Here is an 18851-nt window from a genome sequence, read left to right as displayed (position 1 = left end):
GACAACGTTTGGATGAACCGTCAGACTGATGGAGACGCTTCGCGTTCGGCTGGTCTCTCTGTCCCAGGGTAGACAGACGTAGATCGGCCACCAGCGGATGGTTTTCGGGTAACTGTCCGCACGGAGAGGGGCTGGCGGATTCGCCGCCCCTCTCCCACTCTCATCATCCTCGACTCCGGTCGCCTCCCCAGGCCGGAGCCGAGGACGTTTCTGCGCCGATCGAGGCCGTCGTCGGATGCCGGCGCCTCAGCGTGGAATCTCGTGCCAGAGATCCACCGCGTCATCATCGCCGGGCGAGCGCGATCCCGCTCGTCCGACCACGGTCACCGCGACGCGAGGATCCCGCGCCGAGCGGATGATGAGTCGAGCGGTCTGCGCGCGGGTGAGCACGGCCGCCAGCTCGTCCCTGATCTCCCTGCGACGCGCCTCGTCGATTCCGTCGAATCCACCCTCGTCGAACACGGTGACGACAGCGCCGCGTCGGCGGGCCGTCTCGATCGCGTTGCGCACAGCGTCGTTGAGCAGGTCCGCTCCGCGCAGCTCGTCACGCAGCCGCCCTTCGGCCAGCCGGGCATCCAGCCTCTCGGGATCGGTCAACGCGCCGCGAGCCGCCACGACACGACTCAGCACAGGGCCTGCGACGGCCAGCGCGAACTGGGTGCGAAGCCGCCGCTCACGCTGACGCACCCGTTGCGTGGCGTGCCAGGCCGAGACCGCCTGCTGGATCTCGGCGAGTCGCTCGGTGTCGCGGACGGCGCGATCCCAGAACATCACGAGGAGCCTCGCGACGGCGACCCACATGATCGATCCGACCAGGCCGAGGTTGAGCGCGACTCCGAAGCCCAGATAGGCGGATGCAGCCACGATGAGCACGGCAAGCGTCAGCCAGCCGATCAGGAACCTGCGACGAACGATGCACACGACCGCGAGCAGACCCAGGCCGCCGATATACCAGGTCGCGAACGGCGCGGTGCGGTCGAAGGGCTCGAGAGAGAACGTGACCAGTGCGGGGATGACCGCGCTCGCCAACAGCGATACGACTGCCGACCACAGCGGCATCCGCACCGAAGAGCCGTCACCCAGGATCGCGATGTTCACCACGACGAGGTAGATGCCGATCGCGAGGACCATCAGCAGCGGCGCCGTCGGCTGCTCGATCCACCAGATGCCGCGCGCGACGAAGTACAGCGCGAATCCGACGGCGAGCGAGGTCGCGACGCTGCGTACGGTGCGGTTCACGAGCGCTCCCATCCGAGAGTGACGGTCGTGCCGTGCTCATCGGAGTGGACGTCAGCGGTACCGGCGACGCCAGCCATGCGAGCGAAGATCGACGCGCGGATCCCGAGACGATCTGCACCGATCGCTTCCACGTCGAAACCTGGTCCGGTGTCAGACACCGTCACTCCGATCCCCTCATCGCCATGCCCTTCGGCGATGATGTGCAGCCCGCGCCCGTTGGCATGGGTTACCGAGTTGCCGACCGCTTGCCGTGCGGCGAGGACCAGAGCACGAGCCGCGCGGCCGGGAATGAGCCCGATGCCTCCGCGCTCCTCGACGATCGCGTCGGCACCGAACTCCGACAACGCCCGGCGCAGCTCGACGACGATCTGCGCCGTACCGACAGGTTCGTCGCTTCCCTCCTGCGCGACGGCGGCCTCGGTGTTCGCCAGCCGGGTGAGCGCCTCACGGGCCATGGCCACGGCGAGTTCCTTGGCACGCTCGCTCTCCGCGCGCTCGGCCGCAATCAACGCGGCGAGAACGCTGTCGTGCATCAGCGCCGACATCGCCGCCCTCTCCTCTTCGGCCGCAGCCGCCGCTGCAGCTGTCGAATAGGACGACACCGCCTGCCCCCTGGCCTCGTCCACGCCTGCGGCGACGGAGCGGAACATCCACCCGAGCGAGACGATGACGACACCGAGTATGAGCGTGAACGACACGTCGAAAGCGGTCGTCACCCAGAAGTCGCGCGAGAACTCCCCCTGCACGAGCCGCACGTACCCGTAGACGAACGGCATCCCCACCGCCCAGGCGACCTGGACGCGCAGCGGGAACGCGAGCATCGCCGCGACGACCCCGACGTTGACGAGGAAGAAGATCCAGGGCTGATCACCTGCCCCCTTGTCCGACGGGTCGACGACCGTCGGCCAGGCGGCGAGCGCAAGCACGTAGACGACCGCGAAGATGCCGGCGAAGATCCGTACGCCTCGACCGCTCACGCAGGCCACCAGCATCGCGGCGAGTGGCACGAACACCACGAAGAGCATCACGATGTGCGCCGTGTCGGCCTGCGACAGCCCGTTCATCGCGGCGATCAGCGCCTGTGCACCGAGCACCGCCGAACCGATGGCGACGACGATCGCGAGGATCCGCTCCATACGCTTGCCTGTGAAGCGCTCGAATGCGGTCTCGGTGCTGCCGGGAGAGGGGATCTTGCTCCAGGCGTCACGGATGCTGAGCGGCTCAGCGGGCACTCGGCGCCTCATCCGCCGTGACGATCCCGTCCTCCATCGCTCTGCGCAGGAGGTCGACCTTGGTCGGCGCGGGGCGTCCGACCTCGACGTACTTCACACGGATGCGGGTGATGTTCTCCTTGGCGGTGGAGTAGGCGACGCCCAGACGTTCGGCTACCGCCTTCAGCGGCAACCCTGTGGCGTACAGTCGGAGCACCTCGCGCTCGCGGGTGGCGAGCTGTGCGTCGGCGAAGGCGCGGTCACCGTCGACCGCGCTCGCCCATTCGACGTTGTTGAGGGCCTCCCCCTGCGCGACGGTGCGGATCGCATCGAGGACGTCGTCGAGCGCGGAGGACTTGCTGACGACTCCGGCTGCCCCGGCGGAGAGCGCTTCACGCACCGCGGCCGGCCGATCGGCGACGCTGTGGATCACGACACTCGCACCGTCGTTCACGAGAGACCTCACGTTCTCGGTGACGGTCGTCCCGTCGCCGAGCGTGAGGTCGAGGACGACCACGTCGGCGGGGGCAGCAGTGGATGCCTTCCGCCATTCGAGGTAGGAGACCACCGTGCTGCCCGAGAACACGACGGTCTGCGAGTCACGCGCGCACGCGGCCTCGAGGCCGAGGCGAACGGACTCGTGATCGTCGATGAGTGCGACCGTGCTCATCCACCCAGCCTACTGAGTCCTCCGCGGCGCGGAGGATCGCTCACCGAGTGAGCAGCGCGACGACCTCGAAGTGGTGCGAGTGCGGGAACAGATCGAAGCCACGCAGGCGGTCGACATTCCATCCGAGCGTCCGGAAGGTGCCGAGGTCACGTGCGAGCGCGACCGGATCGCACGCGACGTAGGCGATGGCCTCCGGCGCGAGCGCATGCACCGCCTCCACGACCTGGCGGCCCGCACCGGCGCGCGGCGGGTCGAGCACGACCGCTCCGGTGCGTCCCGATGCCTTCTGCGATGTCAGGAAGCGGTCGACGCGCTCCGTCACCGCCTTCACCTCGAGCGGGGCGAGGTTCGCCGCAGCATGCTGCGTGGCCCGCGCGCTGGACTCGACGGTCACGATGTCGGTCCCGCCGAGGTCGGCGAGTGTCGCGGCGAAGAGGCCGACTCCGCCGTACAGGTCGTAGTGCGTCTTCTGGTCGTCGACGTACCCGTCGAGGATGCCGTACACAGCGGCATCGAGGACGGACGCAGCTCTCGGATGCACCTGCCAGAACCCCGTGGCATCGACCTCGAAGCGACGGTCGTTGACCATCTCGTGGATCACCTCGGGGGTCGGACGCTTGCGGAAGCCTCGCTGCACTCGCGGAGCGCGCTCGGTCTCCTCGCGCCGGATGACGCGGACCTCGCCGTCTGCGGGCTCGACGAGTTCGATACGGCCAGGCGCCTCTCCATGAAGCGCGAGAGCGGCCTCGGCGATGGCGGGGCGGGCGAGCGGATGCGAGGTCACCGGGATCACGCGGTGGCTGCGGGCGGCGAACGGGCCGGCAACTCCCGTCTCGTCGACGTGCAGGGTGACGCGCGTGCGCCAGCCGAGACCGTCACCCGACTCGACGGATTCGATCTCCGGCGCGGAGAGCCCTAAACCTGCGAACCGGTCGAGTGCTTCCGAAAGCACGCGGCGCTTCAGCTCGCGCTGGTGGTCGAGGTCGATGTGCCCGAGGTCTGCGCCGCCCGGCCGGTCCGCGGGGTCACGCGATACGTCGGCCTCGGCCCACACATGCGGGCGCCGATGCTCCGAGGCATCCAGCACCTCGATGGTCTCCGCGCGCCAGAAGCTGCGGGTCGCGGCATCCGCGCCTTCCTGAGGAGCGATGATCCGCGCGCGGACGCGTTCACCGGGGATCGCATCGGAGACGAAGACGACGCGTCCCTCGTGGCGGGCGATGAAGGTGCCCCCGTGTGCGATGCCGGTGATGTCGAGTTCGAGCACGTCGGCTGGGGAGGAAGTCATTCTTCGAGGATACGGTGGTGGACATGCGCGTCTGCCTCGCCTCCACCTCCCCTGCCCGACTCATGCTCCTGCGGCAGGCGGGCATCGAACCGCTCACGCTGTCTCCGGACGTCGATGAGGATGCCGTCGCCGCAGCCGCGGAGGCCGACCGCGGCGAGCCCCTCGCACCCGAGGAGCTCGTGCTGCTGCTCGCCCGCGCCAAGGCCGCCGCCGTCGCCCACCGCCTGTCGGAGGAGGGTGCCTTCGACGGTCTCGTGATCGGCGGTGACTCGATGTTCGCGCTCGGCGGGCGGGTCTACGGCAAGCCGTACACACCGGAGGAGGCGACCAGGCGCTGGCAGGAGATGCGTGGCGCCACCGGGATCCTGCATTCGGGGCACTCGGTGTTCCGGGTCTCTCCTGGAACACCGCCCACCGAGGCGACTGCCGTGGCCGAAGCGGCAGTGACCTTCGCCGAAGACGTGAGCGACGCCGAGATCGCCGCGTACGTCGCCTCGGGAGAGCCGCTGCACGTGGCCGGCGCCTTCACCGTCGACAGCCTGGGCGGCGCCTTCATCACGCGGGTGGACGGCGACCCCTCGACCGTGGTCGGCATGTCCCTCTCGACCGTCCGCCGCCTGGCCGGGGAGCTCGGCGTCCGATGGACAGACCTCTGGTCGTAGACTCCCCTCCACGTTTCCGCGTCTTTCTTGTGGAGAGTCGTCAAAAGGATCAAGGTCCTACTCGCTAGGCTGGCAACCATGCCTGCTATCGCCAAGGTGCTCATCGCCAACCGCGGCGAGATCGCCGTCCGCATCATCCGCGCCGCCCGTGACTCCGGGATCGCCTCGGTCGCCGTCTACGCCGACCAGGACCGTGATGCCCTCCACACCCGCCTCGCCGACGAGGCCTATGCCCTCGGAGGCTCGACCAGCGCCGAGACCTACCTCCAGATCGAGAAGATCCTCTCGATCGCCCGTCGTGCCGGTGCCGATGCCGTGCACCCCGGATACGGCTTCCTCGCCGAGAACGCCGAGTTCGCGCGCGCGGTCATCAATGCGGGCATGACCTGGATCGGCCCGTCACCGGATGCGATCGAGGCCCTCGGCGACAAGGTGACCGCGCGTCACGTCGCCGAGAAGGTCGGCGCTCCCCTCGCTCCCGGCACGCCCGGGCCCGTCGCCGGAGCCGATGAGGTCATCGCCTTCGCGAAGGAGTTCGGCCTGCCGATCGCCATCAAGGCGGCGTACGGCGGCGGCGGCCGCGGCCTCAAGGTCGCCCGCGAGCTCGACGAGGTCGCCGAGCTCTTCGAGTCCGCCACGCGCGAGGCGGTCACCGCCTTCGGTCGTGGCGAGTGCTTCGTCGAGAAGTACCTCGACAAGCCGCGTCACGTCGAGACCCAGTGCCTGGCCGACGCCGAAGGCAACGTCGTCGTCATCTCCACACGCGACTGCTCACTGCAGCGTCGCCACCAGAAGCTCGTCGAGGAGGCACCGGCGCCGTTCCTCACGGAGGAGCAGAACGACCTCCTCTACTCGGCATCCAAGGCCATCCTCAAGGAGGTCGGCTACGTCGGTGCTGGCACCTGCGAGTTCCTGATCGGCGCCGACGGCACGGTCTCGTTCCTCGAGGTGAACACCCGCCTGCAGGTCGAGCACCCTGTCTCCGAAGAGGTCACCGGCATCGACCTGGTGCGCGAGCAGTTCCGCATCGCCGCCGGCGGCACCATCGACTACGCCGACCCCGAACCCCAGGGGCACTCGATCGAGTTCCGCATCAACGGCGAAGACCCGGGTCGCGGATTCCTGCCCCAGCCCGGCCCGATCCACGTGTTCAAGACATTCGGAGGTCCAGGCATCCGTCTCGACTCCGGTGTCACGGCGGGCGACTCGGTCTCCGGCGCATTCGACTCGCTGCTCGCGAAGATCATCGTGACCGGCAAGGATCGGGCGGAAGCGCTCGAGCGCTCGCGCCGCGCACTCGACGAGTTCGAGGTCGCAGGCCTCCCCACCGTCATCCCGTTCCACCGCAAGGTCGTCCGCGACCCCGCGTTCACGGCCGAGAACGGCGAGTTCGGCGTCTTCACGCGCTGGATCGAGACCGAGTTCGTCAACGACATCCCGGCGTGGGACGGCGAGCTCGAGGCACCGACCGCTGCCGAGTCGCGCCACACGGTCGTCGTCGAGGTCTCGGGCAAGCGACTCGAAGTGAGTCTCCCCGACCGGGTCGCGGTCGCCGCCGGCACCGCGGGACGCCCCGCAGCCGTGCCGCCGTCGCGTCGCAGCCACGCCACCACCGCCAACGCCGGAGCATCCGGTGACGCTGTCAAATCGCCCATGCAGGCGACCGTCGTCAAGATCGCCGTCGCCGACGGACAGCAGGTGGTGAAGGGCGATCTGGTCGTCGTGCTCGAGGCCATGAAGATGGAGCAGCCGCTGCAGGCGCACAAGGACGGCGTCGTCGGCAACATCAGCGCGGATGCCGGCACCACGGTCTCCGCAGGGCACCAGCTGCTCACGATCAGCTGACGCACCCGCACCTATGCGAAAGGCGCCCCACCGCGGTGGGGCGCCTTTCGCATGTCTCCTGAGATCAGGAGATGTTCACGAGGTGCATCGCTCTGCTCGCATCGGTGATGCTGCTGGACAGCGAGGGGTACGCCGCGAAGACCCGCGATACCTGGTCGACCGTGAGACGACGCTCGACGGCGACCGCGATCGGGTAGATCAGCTCCGAGGCCTTCGGCGCCACGATCACGCCGCCGATCACGGTGCCCGATCCCTTGCGCGCGATGAGCTTGACGAAGCCGTCCTTGATGCCCATCATCTTCGCGCGGGGATTCGCCGCGAGCGGGAGCTTGTAGACGAGGCCATCGGCCACACCGTCCTCGACGTCCTTCTCTCCGTATCCGACCGTGGCGATCTCGGGCGCGGTGAAGATGTTCGAGGTGATCTTGATCTGCTCGAGCGGGATGACGATGTCGCCGAGCGCGTGGAAGACGGCCGTGCGCCCCTGCATCGAGGCGACGGATGCCAGCGGGAAGAAGTTCGTGCAGTCGCCGACGGCGTAGACGTTCGGCACCGACGTGCGCGCGACCCGGTTCACGCGGACGTGCCCCGACTCGTCGAGTTCGACACCGGCCTCCTCCAGGCCGATGCCCGCGGTGTTCGGGATCGACCCGACCGCCATGAGGCAGTGGCTGCCGTCGACCGTGCGTCCATCCGACAGCGTGACGGTGACCCCGTCGTCGGTGACCTCGACCTTGTCGGCGCGAGACTTCGAGAGCACCTGCATGCCGCCACGCTTGAAGACCTTCTCCAGAACGCTCGCTGCGTCCTTGTCCTCGCCGGGAAGCACCTGCTCACGACTGGAGACGAGTGTGACCTTCGCTCCCAGGTTCATGTACGCAGAGGCGAACTCCGCACCCGTCACACCCGAGCCGACCACGATGAGGTGCTCGGGGAGCGCCTTCATGTCGTACAGCTGCGTCCAGGTCAGGATGCGCTTTCCGTCGGGCTTCGCGGAGTCCAGCTCCCGCGGTGAGGCGCCGACGGCCACGATGATCGTGTCGGCCTCGACCCGGTCGAAGTCCGTGCCTCCCTGGCCCGTCGACACGATGATCGCGGTGGGCCCCTCCAGCCGGCCGTGACCGGACAGGATGCGCACCCCGGCTTCGAGCAGCGTCGCGCGCATGTCCTCCGACTGCTGGCCGGCGAGTGAGAGGAGACGCTTGTTGACGGCTGCGAGGTTGATCGCGATCTCGGGCTTGAGGGGCCTCGAGCGATCGCCCTTGGCGTAGAAGTTCACGCCGAGGTCGCTCGCCTCGGAGATGGCGACGGCCGCATCGGCGGTGGCGATCAGGCTCTTCGAGGGCACGACGTCGGTGAGGACGGCCGATCCGCCGACGCCCACACGCTCGACCAGGGTGACCTCGGCCCCGAGCTGGGCTGCCGCGAGAGCCGCCTCGTAACCGCCGGGACCGCCGCCGAGGACGGCGACGCGCTGAGTGCGCTCGAATGTGGTGGAAGACATGGAATCCATTCTCGCGCAATCCTGGCCCCCGAGCCTGCACCTTCCTAGAGTGGATCCATGCCCGAAACGCACAGCAACCCCCTCGACGACCCGACCGCGAACCCGTTCGAGGTCGCAGCGCAGGCCGCAGCCGACATCGCCCGACTGACCGGCGTCGAGAATCATGACATCGCCCTCACCCTCGGCAGCGGATGGGGCAAGGCCGCCGACATCATCGGCGAGACCGTCGCGACCATCCCCGCGACCGAGGTCACCGGCTTCTCCAAGCCCGCGCTCGAGGGCCACGTCGGCACTCTGCGCAGCATCCGCACCCCCGGCGGCAAGAACGTCCTCGTGATCGGCGCGCGCACCCACTACTACGAAGACCACGGCGTGCGACGAGTCGTGCACAGCGTCCGCACCGCTGCCGCGACCGGAGCCAAGATCATGGTGCTCACCAACGGCGCCGGCGGCATCCGCGAGACGTGGACGCCCGGCCAGCCCGTGCTCATCAGCGATCACATCAACCTCACCGCCGACTCCCCGCTCGAAGGCGCGACCTTCATCGATCTGACCGATCTCTACGCGAAGCGCCTCCGCGACATCGCCCGCACGATCGACCCGATGCTCGACGAGGGCGTGTACACGCAGTTCCGCGGCCCGCACTACGAGACCCCTGCCGAGGTGCAGATGGCGAAGCACATCGGGGGCCACATCGTCGGGATGTCGACCGCGCTCGAGGCGATCGCTGCCCGCGAAGCCGGCATGGAGATCCTCGGCTTCTCGCTCATCACGAACCTCGCCGCCGGCATCCAGCAGAGCCCGCTCAGCCACGCCGAGGTGATCGAAGCCGGACGTGAGGCCGAGCCGGTGATCTCCGCGCTCCTGGCCAGGGTGGTCGAGGCACTGTGAACGAGGAGTTGCTCGTCCAGGCCCGCGACTGGCTGCGACAGGACCCGGATCACGAGACGCGCGACGAGCTGGCCGGTGTGATCACGCGCGCCTCCGCCGGCGACGAGGTCGCGATCGCCGACCTGGAAGACCGTTTCCGCACGCGCCTCGCCTTCGGCACCGCGGGCCTGCGCGGCGAGCTCGGCGCCGGCAGCAACCGGATGAACCGGGTGCTCGTCGCCCAGGCTGCCGCCGGATTCGCCGCCTACCTGCGCGAGAAGGCGGACGGCGGGACACCGACGGTGGTGATCGGCTACGACGGACGCCGCAACTCCCGCGTGTTCGCCACGGATTCCGCCGAGCTGTTCGCCGGTGCGGGTCTCCGCGCGATCCTGCTCCCCCGCCTGCTGCCGACACCTGTCCTCGCCTTCGCCGTGCGTCACTTCGGCGCCGACGCCGGCGTGATGGTGACCGCGAGCCACAACCCGCCCAACGACAACGGCTACAAGGTGTACCTCGGCGGCGGCGATCAGGGATCACAGATCGTCGCACCGGCCGATGCCGAGATCGCCGCACATATCCAGCGCACGGCCGACGAGGGATCCGTCTCGGCGCTGCCACGCTCCACCGACTACGAGACCGCGGGTGAAGAGGTCGTCGAGGCCTACATCGCCGCGACCGCGGCCGTGGCCCCTGCCCCCGCCGGCACCACGGGGATGCGGTGGGTCTACACCGCGATGCACGGGGTCGGCTGGGAGACGCTGTCCCGCATCGTGAAGGACGCCGGATACCCGCAGCCGTTCGTCGTCGACGAGCAGCTCTCCCCCGACGCCACGTTCCGCACCGTGTCGTTCCCGAATCCGGAGGAACCGGGCGCGATGGACCTCGCCTTCGCGAGGGCCCGCCGCGTGAAGGCGGACTTCATCCTCGCCAACGATCCCGATGCGGATCGCCTGGCCGTCGCCGTCCCCGACGCCGCAGCAGCGGACGGCTGGCGTCGCCTCACCGGCAACGAGGTCGGCCTCCTCCTCGGCGCGAGAGCCGCCCGTGCGGCGGCCGGCACCCCCGGCGCTTCGCTCGCATGCTCTCTCGTCTCCTCCCCAGGCCTCGGCGCCGTCGCCGCCCACCACGGGCTGGACTTCCACGAGACCCTCACGGGCTTCAAATGGATCTCCCGGGCCCCCGGCATCGTCTTCGGATTCGAGGAGGCTCTGGGCTACCTGGTGAACCCGGAGTCCGTCCGTGACAAGGACGGAATCTCGGCCGCGGTCGCCATCCTCGGCCTCGCCGCCGAAGCCCGTGATCGCGGAGTCACGCTCGCCGACCTGCTCGATGAGCTCGGCGACACCTACGGCCACTTCGCCAGCGGCCAGGTGTCGGTGCGCGTCGAGGATCTCGCTGTCATCGGCAACGTGATGCTCGCACTGCGCACCATCCCGCCGACCCACATCGCCGGACGTTCGATCACCTCGGCGGAGGATCTGCTGCATGCCGCACCAGGCCAGCCGTCGGGCGATGTCCTGCGGTATCGGCTCGGCGACGGGTGCCGTGTGATCGTGCGACCCAGCGGCACGGAACCGAAGCTCAAGGTCTACATCGACGCCCGCGCGGAGTCGTCCGACGGCGCTCGCGCCGCGGTGGCGGAGCTCGAAGCCGGGGTACGAGACCTGCTCGACGAGCGCTCCTGATCATGTCGATCCGACGTGTCGTCGTCAGCGCGCACAACGGGATTCATGCGCGTCCGGTCGCCGAGCTGGTCCGCCTCGTGCAATCTCATAGCGAGACGGTCACGCTGCGCACTGCCGACGGCACCACGGTCGATCTGAGCAGCGTGCTGGCGGTGATGGACCTCGGGATCGCCGCCGGTGACGCGGTCGTGCTCGAGACGGCGGCATCCGCGACCTCGGAAGCCGTCCTCGATCAACTGGCGGAGGTGCTCGCTCCCGGGGAGTGAGGGCTGCGCTCAGCCGTCGATCACGGCGACGAGCTCATCGAGGAAGGCTTCGAACGTCGTCCCCTTCCGGACGATGCGATGCACGCTCTCACGCTCGCTGAACACTTCGACCAGCTGCTCGAACACTGTCTGGAACGCCGCGCGGTCGCTCTCGCTGAACGCGGCGAGCGCGACGACCTGCACGCGCCCTCCGCCCCACGCTGCCGACCCGTCGGCCACACCGATCGCGATAGCGGTGCGAGTCGCGGTCATCTGCAGGGCGTGGGGGACGGCGAGAGCATCCGTGAACGCTGTCGACGACATCCGCTCGCGCACGATGGTGTTGTCGATGTAGTCCTCACCGATGAGCCCTGCCCGCACCAGGAGTCCTCCGAGGCGGCGGATGATCGCCTCCTCCCCCTCGTCGGGGAGCGGGAAGACGTAGGCGTCGGCGAGGAAGTAGCGGGCCAGTTCGTCACGGAGGCGGGTGAGCCTGCGCCCCCGCCGCACGCGGGCCGCCGCCTGCTGGATACGGTCGACGTCGGCATCGGTGAGGAACGGCTGGATGCGCACGAAGCGGTCGCCGGAGGATCCCGGTTCGATCGTGCTGAGCACGAGGTCGGTGTCGAACGAGGTCCAGTCGGGGTCGACGTTGGTGACGACTGTCGTCACCTCGATCGCGGAGCCCAGTGAGCGGTCGACGCTGGAGCGGAGCAGCTCATGCAGCTCGTGGTAGCCCGGGCAGACGATGGTGGCGGTGAGGATCGACTCGGCCTTGCGGCTGCGTTCGAGGCGTCCGCCCACGTGCATGGCGATGTAGGCGATCTCGTCGTCGTGGATCGGTGTGCCGAGACGGTCGTGGAGACCGCTTGCGATCGACACCGCGACCTCGAAGATCATCGGATAGGTCGTCTTGAGCGAACGGGTGAGCGGGTTGCGGGTGAGCGCACTCTCCTCTGCCCGCCGCAGCAGGTTCTGCACGTGCAGCGCGAGACGCAGGACGAACGTCTCGTCGACCAGATCGACCTGGAAGTCTTCGGCGGCCCGGGCGATCTCGTCGCGCACCGCTTCCTCGACCGCCGGATCCACCCCGCTGCGAGCGACCTCGCGGGTGGCGTCCTCACCCGGTGCGACGATGCGGGTGAGCACGAGAGACGCGAGGTGGCCGCTGTCCCCCTCGCCGAGCACGACCGAGAAGTGCTCATCGGCGAGACGTGCGATGACTGTTCCGACGCGCGGGATCTCCTCACGAGTACCCGCGGGGGTCGACTCGAGGGTGTGACCCGCGGCGACCCGCTCCGCCGCGATCGCGATGTGCAGCAGTACGTCCGAGATCGCGAGCTCGTTCACGTAATAGCCGAGTTCGCCGAGCTCGCGCACCAGCGAAGACTTGAACGGCCCGACCGCGCTGGCAGCGACCGCAGACCCGGAGAGTGCACGGCGGAAGGTCTCGGGATGGAAGGAGGCGTCGTCCATCTCGTCGTGGGCGAGCCTGCTGAGAAGGCGTCGCTGCGCCGCCTCGTTGCCTCGCAGGCGCACGTTCTCCCTGACCCGTTCGAGGACGAGGTCCGTGCCGTCGAGCAGGCCCCGCACGCGCACCAGATCAGCCTCGAGGGTCGCCTCGCTGACGTGCAGATCCTCGGCGGTGTCGAACACGTCGATCCCCGCGGGCTCATCCAGAAGCAGGCGCACCAGCGTGTGCAGGCGGTCTCGCGGTGCGGACTCACCGGTCTGACGCATCCGCAGCGCACCGCGGGCGCCGGATCCTGCACGATAGCCGGCGGGGCCCGACTCGATCACGGCGGCCCCGGGAGTTCGGGCGTTCAGCGCCGCGACGTAGGAGCGGATGCTGCGAGGGGTGACCCCCATCAGGTCGGCGAGGCTCGCCGCCGTCGCCCATCCTTCCTGGCGCAGGAGCGCCGCGAGGAGCTGGTCCTGGCGCTGGCGCGACATGATGCTCCCCTTCCCGCGTGCTGACCGCACTGTCTCGACGTGTTCTCCATGATGTCAGCTGCCCGGCACCCTCGGGCGGAACGGTGCGTTCCGCGGGGGCGGAAAGGAACGTGTTGGCGCGGACCCCTGAGCGGTTCCCAGACTGTTCTCAGGAAGGGTGGGCATCAATGAGGATTCTCGTGGTGTGTGGCGCGGGAGCGTCGAGCACGTTCGTCGCACAGCGGCTCCGCAGCGCGGCAGCCGCAGCAGGCCTCGACTGGGACGCTGCGGCAGGGATGGAGAGTTCCGTCGCCGGTTCCGACCACGACCTCGTCCTCATCGGCCCCCATCTGAGCGACCGACTGGATAGCATCCGCAGCCACGCGGGCACGCCCGTCGCGGTACTCCCCGACGACGTCTTCGCCGATCGCGATGGCTCACGCACGCTCGACCTCGCTCGATCGATCCTCGCCGCCGCCGGCGAAACCCCGAAAGGAACATCATGACCGCCACTCGCACCGTCCGGATCGGCTCGTCACACGGATTGCACGCCCGCCCGGCGAAGCTCTTCGCACAGGCGGCGAAGGAGTCCGGCATCCCCGTGACGATCGCCAAGGACTCGGGCAAGCCGGTGAATGCCGCCAGCATCCTCGGAGTCATCGCCCTCGCCATCGAGTACGGCGACTACGTGACTCTCACGGCTGACGGCGACGGCGCCGAGAGCGTCCTCGACACGCTCACCGAGCTCCTCACCACCGACCACGATCAGGACGCTGCCGGATGAGCGAGTTGCGCGGTGTGGGGATCGGTCTCGGGGTGGCCCAGGGCGCGGTCGTCCGCATGGCCGAGGCGATGGCCGCTCCGGAGAACACGCCGAGCAGTGTGGGCGCAGACGCCGAACGCGCCAGGGTGCGTGAGGCGGTCTCGATCGTCGCGAACGAGCTGAATGCGCGAGGGGAGGCCGCAGGCGGCTCCGCGCAGGAGGTTCTCGAAGCTCAGGCGATGATCGCCGAGGACCCGACTCTTCAAGACGAGGTCGACACCCGGATCGATGCCGGCGCGACCGCGGAGTGGGCCGTGCACGATGCATTCGCCGGTTTCCGCGCGACTCTCGAAGCCGTCGGCGGCTACCTCGGCGAGCGCGCAGCCGACCTCGATGACATCGCACAGCGCGTGCTCGCCCGTCTTCGCGGCGTCGACGCTCCCGGCGTCCCGAATCCGGGGCACCCATTCGTTCTCGTCGCCCGCGATCTCGCCCCCGCCGACACCGCACTCCTCGACCTCGACCAGGTGCTCGCTCTGATCACCTCCGACGGCGGCCCGACATCTCACACGGCGATCCTCGCCAGGGAGAAGGGAATCGTCGCGATCGTCGGAGTCGCCGACGGCGCGCTGCTCGCCACGGGCGAGACCGTGATCGTCGACGCCGCCAGCGGCGTCGTCACGCGCGAGCCGACGGATGACGAGAAGGCCCGCGCCACCGAACGCGCCGCCGCTCGCCAATCGGCGGACTCCGCCCCACCTACTCCCGGCGCTCTCGCCGACGGCACGCCTGTCGCGCTGCTCGCGAATCTGGGGAAGCCTGCAGACGCGGCCGATGCGGTCGTTCGGGGGGCCGAGGGCGTCGGGCTGTTCCGCACCGAGTTCCTGTTCCTCTCCTCCGCGCAGGCACCGACGATCGCCCAGCAGCGCGAGTCGTATCGCGAGCTGCTGGCGGCATTCCCCGGCAAGAAGGTCGTGGTCCGGATGCTGGATGCCGGCGCCGACAAGCCCCTCGCGTTCCTCAACGACGCGCACGAGGAGAACCCGGCGCTCGGTCTTCGCGGGCTGCGGGCGCTGCGGGCGAGTGAGGACATCCTGCGCGAGCAGCTCACCGCTCTCGCAGAAGCCGACGCTGCGACCGAGGCCGACCTCTGGGTGATGGCTCCCATGGTGGCCACGGTCGAGGAGACCATCTACTTCACGGGCCTCGCCCGCGAGTACGGACTGAAGACGGCCGGCGTCATGGTGGAGATCCCGGCAAGCGCGCTGCTCGCCGACCGCGTGCTCGCGCACGCCGACTTCGCCTCGATCGGCACCAACGACCTCACGCAGTACACGATGGCCGCCGACCGCATGCTCGGCTCCGTCGCCGGTTTCCAGGACCCGTGGCACCCTGCCGTCCTCCGCCTCGTGCGCGAGGTCGGCGATGCGGGTGCCCGTCTCGGCAAGCCCGTCGGCATCTGTGGCGAGGCTGCGGCCGATCCGCTGCTCGCCGTGGTCCTGGTCGGGCTCGGCGCCACCAGCCTCTCGATGGCGCCGTCGGCCCTGGCCGATGTGCGACACGCGCTGTCCGAGCGCACTCCGTCCGAGGCGCGGAGCCTCGCCCAGGCCGCCCTGGCTGCCGACGACGCCTCCTCCGCCCGAACCGCCGTGGCGACTCTCGCCGCGGAACTCCCCCTCCACAAGAAAGAGACGACATCATGACGACGACGTCACCTGCCGCCACCAAACCTGGCGGCCTCCGCGTAGGAGTGCAGCGCTTCGGCACATTCCTGTCCGGCATGATCATGCCGAACATCGCGGCCTTCATCGCCTGGGGCTTCATCACGATGCTCTTCATCCCCAAGGGGTTCTTCGGTGCAGAGAGCCCGTTCGGCTGGCACTGGGCCGGAGTGTCCGAGATCCTCGGCGGCGGCGGCGATTCCGTGATCCTCGGCTGGCAGGGAGCCATGACGACGGTCGCCGAGGGCGCTGACGGCAACATCCTCGCCTACGTCGGCCTCGTGGGCCCGATGGTCACGTACCTGCTGCCGCTGCTGATCGCCAACACCGCCGGCCGTATGGTCTACGGCGAGCGCGGCGGCGTGGTCGCCTCCATCGCCACGGTCGGTGTGATCGTCGGCACGAACATCCCGATGTTCCTCGGCGCCATGATCATGGGGCCGATCGCAGCCTGGATCATGAAGCAGGTCGACCGGATCTGGGAGGGCAAGATCCGCCCCGGCTTCGAGATGCTGGTCAACAACTTCTCCGCCGGCATCCTCGGCATGATCCTCGCGATCGTCGGCTTCTTCGTGTTCGGACCCGTGATGCTCGGCATCAGTGCGGCGCTCGGTACGGCCGTCGACTGGCTCGTCTCGCTGAATCTGCTGCCGCTCGTGTCGATCATCGTCGAGCCGGCCAAGGTGCTGTTCCTGAACAACGCCATCAACCACGGCGTGTTCACCCCGCTCGGCATCGAGCAGGCCGCCGAGGCCGGCAAGTCGATCCTCTTCCTCATCGAGGCGAACCCCGGCCCGGGCCTCGGACTGCTTCTCGCCTTCACCTTCTTCGGTGTCGGCGCGGCGAAGGCCTCCGCACCGGGTGCTGCGATCATCCAGTTCTTCGGCGGCATCCACGAGATCTACTTCCCGTATGCACTGAGCAAGCCGACCACCATCCTCGCCCTCATCGCGGGTGGCGCGGCCGGAGTCACCACGAACATGGTCCTCGGCGGGGGTCTGGCGTTCCCGGCAGCCCCCGGAAGCATCATCGCCGTGAGCGCGGCCGCCATCGGACCGGGCGTCCCCAACCTGCTGGTCGTGTACCTGTCTGTGATCATCGCCGCGACCGTCACGTTCCTCATCACCGGAGTGATCCTGCGGGCGTCGCGCAAGCGTGACCTCGAGGCCGAGGGCGATACCTTCGGCGCCGCGATCGCGCAGACCGAGGCGAACAAGGGCAAGTCGTCCGCCGCCATGGACGCGCTGCGCACGTCGACCGCGACCACGGCCCCCGAGTCGGCTGCGACCCCGAGCACGACCGCGCTCGTCACCGCACCGATCGAGCGCATCGTGTTCGCCTGCGACGCCGGCATGGGGTCGTCCGCCATGGGCGCCAGTGTGCTCCGCAACAAGCTGAAGAAGGCCGGCATCGAGGACATCACGGTCACCAACCAGGCGATCGCGAACCTCGACGGAACAGCCGACGTGGTGATCACGCAGCAGCAGCTCACCGAGCGCGCCGAGGCGAAGTCGCCGAACTCGGTCCACGTGTCGGTCGACAACTTCATGAACTCGCCCAAGTACGAAGAGGTCGTCGAAATGGTGCGCGAACAGCGAAAGGAAAACGAATGAGCGTTCTCAGCCCCGAGCAGGTCCGTATCCACCCCGGAGGGGCGACGCGGGATGAAGCCCTCCAGGAGGCGACGGACATCCTCGTCGCCGCCGAAGCCGTCACGCCGGCATACGTCGACGCGATGCGGCAGCGCGAGGAGACCGTGTCGACCTTCATGGGCAACGGCCTGGCGATCCCGCACGGCACCAACGACGCGAAGGACACGATCCTCGCCTCGGCCCTGTCGGTCGTCCGCTACGACGGCGGTGTCGACTGGGCAGGGGATCCTGCGACCTTCGTGATCGGCATCGCCGGAGTGGGCGACGAACACCTGGAGATCCTCTCCCGGATCGCGATCCTGTTCTCCGAGGAGGACGACGTGGCCCGGCTGTCCGCGGCGAAGACCGCGGAGGAGCTCTACGCCCTCCTCTCGGAGGTGAACGAGGGATGAAGGCGGTCCACTTCGGGGCAGGCAACATCGGGCGCGGGTTCGTCGGTCTCCTGCTGCGCGAAGGCGGGTACGAGGTCGTGTTCTCGGACGTCGCCGACGCGCTGGTCGATGCGATCAACGCTGTCGACTCGTACACCGTGCACGAAGCCGGCCCCGGAGGGACCGATCACGTCGTCACCGGCTTCCGGGCGGTGAACAGCCGGACGGATCCCGCAGCGGTGGCGGAAGAGGTCGCCTCGGCCGATGTCGTCACGACCGCGGTCGGGCCGACCGTGCTGCGGTTCGTTGCTCCGTCGATCGTCGCGGGACTGGCACTGCGCTCCCCCGAGGCCGCACCGCTGCAGGTGATGGCCTGCGAGAACGCGATCGGCGCCACCGATCTGCTGCGCCGCGAGGTCGCATCGGCGGCTGGGGCGGATGCCGAGAAGCTGCTCGCCCGCGCGGTCTTCGCGAACACCGCGGTGGACCGCATCGTGCCCGCACAGCCGGAGGGATCAGGCGTCGACGTCACGGTCGAGCCCTACTTCGAGTGGGCGATCGAGTCCGGGCCTTTCGGTGGCGAGCTGCCGAACATCCCGGGCGCGCACTTCGTCGACGATCTGGCCCCGTACATCGAGCGCAAGCTCTTCACGGTGAACACGGGCCATGCGGCGACGGCCTACTTCGGAGCCCGCGCCGGCATCGAACGCATCTCGGACGCCCTGGCCGATCCCGCCATCGCGGCGAGCGTGTCGGCGGCTCTCGAGGAGACCTCGGCAGTTCTGGTCGCCGAGCACGGCCTGGACCCTGAGGATCTCGCGGCCTATCGCGCGACGATCCTCGACCGGTTCCGCAACCCCGCGCTCATCGACACGGTGCAGCGGGTCGGACGCCAGCCGCTGCGCAAGATCTCGCGGCATGAGCGCTTCGTCGGACCGGCTGCCATGGCCGCCGAACGCGGGCTGCCGAGCGTCGCACTGGTCGCCGCAGTGTCGGCGGCACTCGATTTCGACGACCCGGCCGACGAGCAGTCGGTCGAACTGCAGCAGCTTCTTCGCACCGAGGATCCTGCCGGGTTCACCACGCGGACGACGGGCCTCGACCCCGAGCACCCGCTGTTCCCGCTGATCCGGGATGCTGTCGCGGCGCGGCAGCAAGGCATCGAGGTCGCCTGACCCACCTCTCATCGA

The 18851-nt window shown here is 69.0% G+C and carries 17 protein-coding genes; 11 read left to right on the top strand and 6 right to left on the bottom strand.

The genetic code is table 11. The features are described from left to right. Nucleotides 1-246: 246 nt before the first annotated feature. The 4 genes from CQ040_RS13310 to CQ040_RS13295 are packed head-to-tail and all read right to left on the bottom strand — an operon-like array spanning nt 247 to nt 4408. The gene (locus CQ040_RS13310; protein ID WP_258131305.1) at nt 247-1239 is read right to left on the bottom strand and encodes a hypothetical protein; all 993 of its coding nucleotides are present in this window, start codon (nt 1237-1239) and stop codon (nt 247-249) included. After that, nucleotides 1236-2471 (bottom strand): ATP-binding protein, encoded by a 1236-nt coding sequence (locus tag CQ040_RS13305; protein WP_105526829.1) that lies wholly within the window; start codon nt 2469-2471, stop codon nt 1236-1238. The genes CQ040_RS13310 and CQ040_RS13305 overlap by 4 nt, the downstream gene beginning before the upstream one ends. Then, complete coding sequence (locus CQ040_RS13300; protein WP_028503526.1) at nt 2461-3120, bottom strand: response regulator transcription factor; 660 nt, start codon at nt 3118-3120, stop codon at nt 2461-2463. Before CQ040_RS13300 ends, CQ040_RS13305 begins: the two co-directional genes overlap by 11 nt. Before the next feature lie 40 nt (nt 3121-3160). Further along, nucleotides 3161-4408, bottom strand: coding sequence for a class I SAM-dependent RNA methyltransferase (locus tag CQ040_RS13295; RefSeq protein ID WP_105526828.1), 1248 nt, complete (start codon nt 4406-4408; stop codon nt 3161-3163). A 23-nt stretch (nt 4409-4431) separates the two neighbouring features. On the opposite strand from CQ040_RS13295, the gene CQ040_RS13290 reads away from it, so the two are divergent. Continuing rightward, nucleotides 4432-5070 carry a nucleoside triphosphate pyrophosphatase gene (locus tag CQ040_RS13290; protein WP_105526852.1) on the top strand — a complete coding sequence of 213 codons (639 nt, stop codon included), beginning with the start codon at nt 4432-4434 and terminating at the stop codon, nt 5068-5070. A gap of 78 nt (nt 5071-5148) precedes the next feature. Continuing rightward, the gene (locus tag CQ040_RS13285; RefSeq protein ID WP_105526827.1) at nt 5149-6915 is read left to right on the top strand and encodes a biotin carboxylase N-terminal domain-containing protein; all 1767 of its coding nucleotides are present in this window, start codon (nt 5149-5151) and stop codon (nt 6913-6915) included. Between the two features lie 64 nt (nt 6916-6979). On the opposite strand, the gene CQ040_RS13280 is transcribed toward CQ040_RS13285, so the two are convergent. Beyond that, nucleotides 6980-8428 carry an NAD(P)H-quinone dehydrogenase gene (locus CQ040_RS13280; RefSeq protein ID WP_028503522.1) on the bottom strand — a complete coding sequence of 483 codons (1449 nt, stop codon included), beginning with the start codon at nt 8426-8428 and terminating at the stop codon, nt 6980-6982. A gap of 48 nt (nt 8429-8476) precedes the next feature. On the opposite strand from CQ040_RS13280, the gene CQ040_RS13275 reads away from it, so the two are divergent. Genes CQ040_RS13275 through CQ040_RS13265 form a run of 3 tightly spaced genes read left to right on the top strand, consistent with a single transcriptional unit; the run spans nt 8477 to nt 11243 of the window. Then, a complete protein-coding gene (locus CQ040_RS13275) occupies nt 8477-9310 on the top strand; it encodes a purine-nucleoside phosphorylase (protein ID WP_105526825.1) in 834 nt (277 codons plus the stop codon). After that, on the top strand, nt 9307-10977 hold the full coding sequence (locus CQ040_RS13270) for a phospho-sugar mutase (RefSeq protein WP_105526824.1): 1671 nt from the start codon (nt 9307-9309) through the stop codon (nt 10975-10977). Before CQ040_RS13275 ends, CQ040_RS13270 begins: the two co-directional genes overlap by 4 nt. A 2-nt stretch (nt 10978-10979) precedes the next feature. Further along, a complete protein-coding gene (locus CQ040_RS13265) occupies nt 10980-11243 on the top strand; it encodes an HPr family phosphocarrier protein (protein WP_105526823.1) in 264 nt (87 codons plus the stop codon). Nucleotides 11244-11252: 9 nt separating this feature from the next. Here the strand turns inward: CQ040_RS13265 and CQ040_RS13260 are convergent, their stop codons facing one another. Continuing rightward, complete coding sequence (locus CQ040_RS13260) at nt 11253-13175, bottom strand: PRD domain-containing protein (RefSeq protein ID WP_105526822.1); 1923 nt, start codon at nt 13173-13175, stop codon at nt 11253-11255. Nucleotides 13176-13342: 167 nt separating this feature from the next. Here CQ040_RS13260 and CQ040_RS13255 point away from each other — a divergent pair, with 167 nt between their 5' ends. Genes CQ040_RS13255 through CQ040_RS13230 form a run of 6 tightly spaced genes read left to right on the top strand, consistent with a single transcriptional unit; the run spans nt 13343 to nt 18836 of the window. After that, nucleotides 13343-13660 carry a PTS sugar transporter subunit IIB gene (locus CQ040_RS13255; protein ID WP_105526821.1) on the top strand — a complete coding sequence of 106 codons (318 nt, stop codon included), beginning with the start codon at nt 13343-13345 and terminating at the stop codon, nt 13658-13660. Further along, nucleotides 13657-13938 carry an HPr family phosphocarrier protein gene (locus CQ040_RS13250; protein ID WP_105526820.1) on the top strand — a complete coding sequence of 94 codons (282 nt, stop codon included), beginning with the start codon at nt 13657-13659 and terminating at the stop codon, nt 13936-13938. The genes CQ040_RS13255 and CQ040_RS13250 overlap by 4 nt, the downstream gene beginning before the upstream one ends. Further along, nucleotides 13935-15620, top strand: a complete 1686-nt coding sequence (ptsP, locus tag CQ040_RS13245; RefSeq protein WP_105526819.1) for a phosphoenolpyruvate--protein phosphotransferase — start codon at nt 13935-13937, stop codon at nt 15618-15620. Before CQ040_RS13250 ends, ptsP begins: the two co-directional genes overlap by 4 nt. Then, a complete protein-coding gene (locus CQ040_RS13240) occupies nt 15617-17251 on the top strand; it encodes a PTS mannitol transporter subunit IICB (protein WP_105526818.1) in 1635 nt (544 codons plus the stop codon). The genes ptsP and CQ040_RS13240 overlap by 4 nt, the downstream gene beginning before the upstream one ends. After that, a complete protein-coding gene (locus CQ040_RS13235) occupies nt 17248-17682 on the top strand; it encodes a PTS sugar transporter subunit IIA (protein ID WP_105526817.1) in 435 nt (144 codons plus the stop codon). Before CQ040_RS13240 ends, CQ040_RS13235 begins: the two co-directional genes overlap by 4 nt. Continuing rightward, the gene (locus tag CQ040_RS13230) at nt 17679-18836 is read left to right on the top strand and encodes a mannitol-1-phosphate 5-dehydrogenase (protein ID WP_105526816.1); all 1158 of its coding nucleotides are present in this window, start codon (nt 17679-17681) and stop codon (nt 18834-18836) included. Before CQ040_RS13235 ends, CQ040_RS13230 begins: the two co-directional genes overlap by 4 nt. The last annotated feature ends 15 nt before the right edge of the window (nt 18837-18851 follow it).

Source organism: Microbacterium sp. MYb54, assembly GCF_002979515.1.
Taxonomy (GTDB): domain Bacteria; phylum Actinomycetota; class Actinomycetes; order Actinomycetales; family Microbacteriaceae; genus Microbacterium.
Note: the sequence above shows the minus strand (reverse complement) of the source record. Positions and strands in the feature narration are given on the sequence as shown.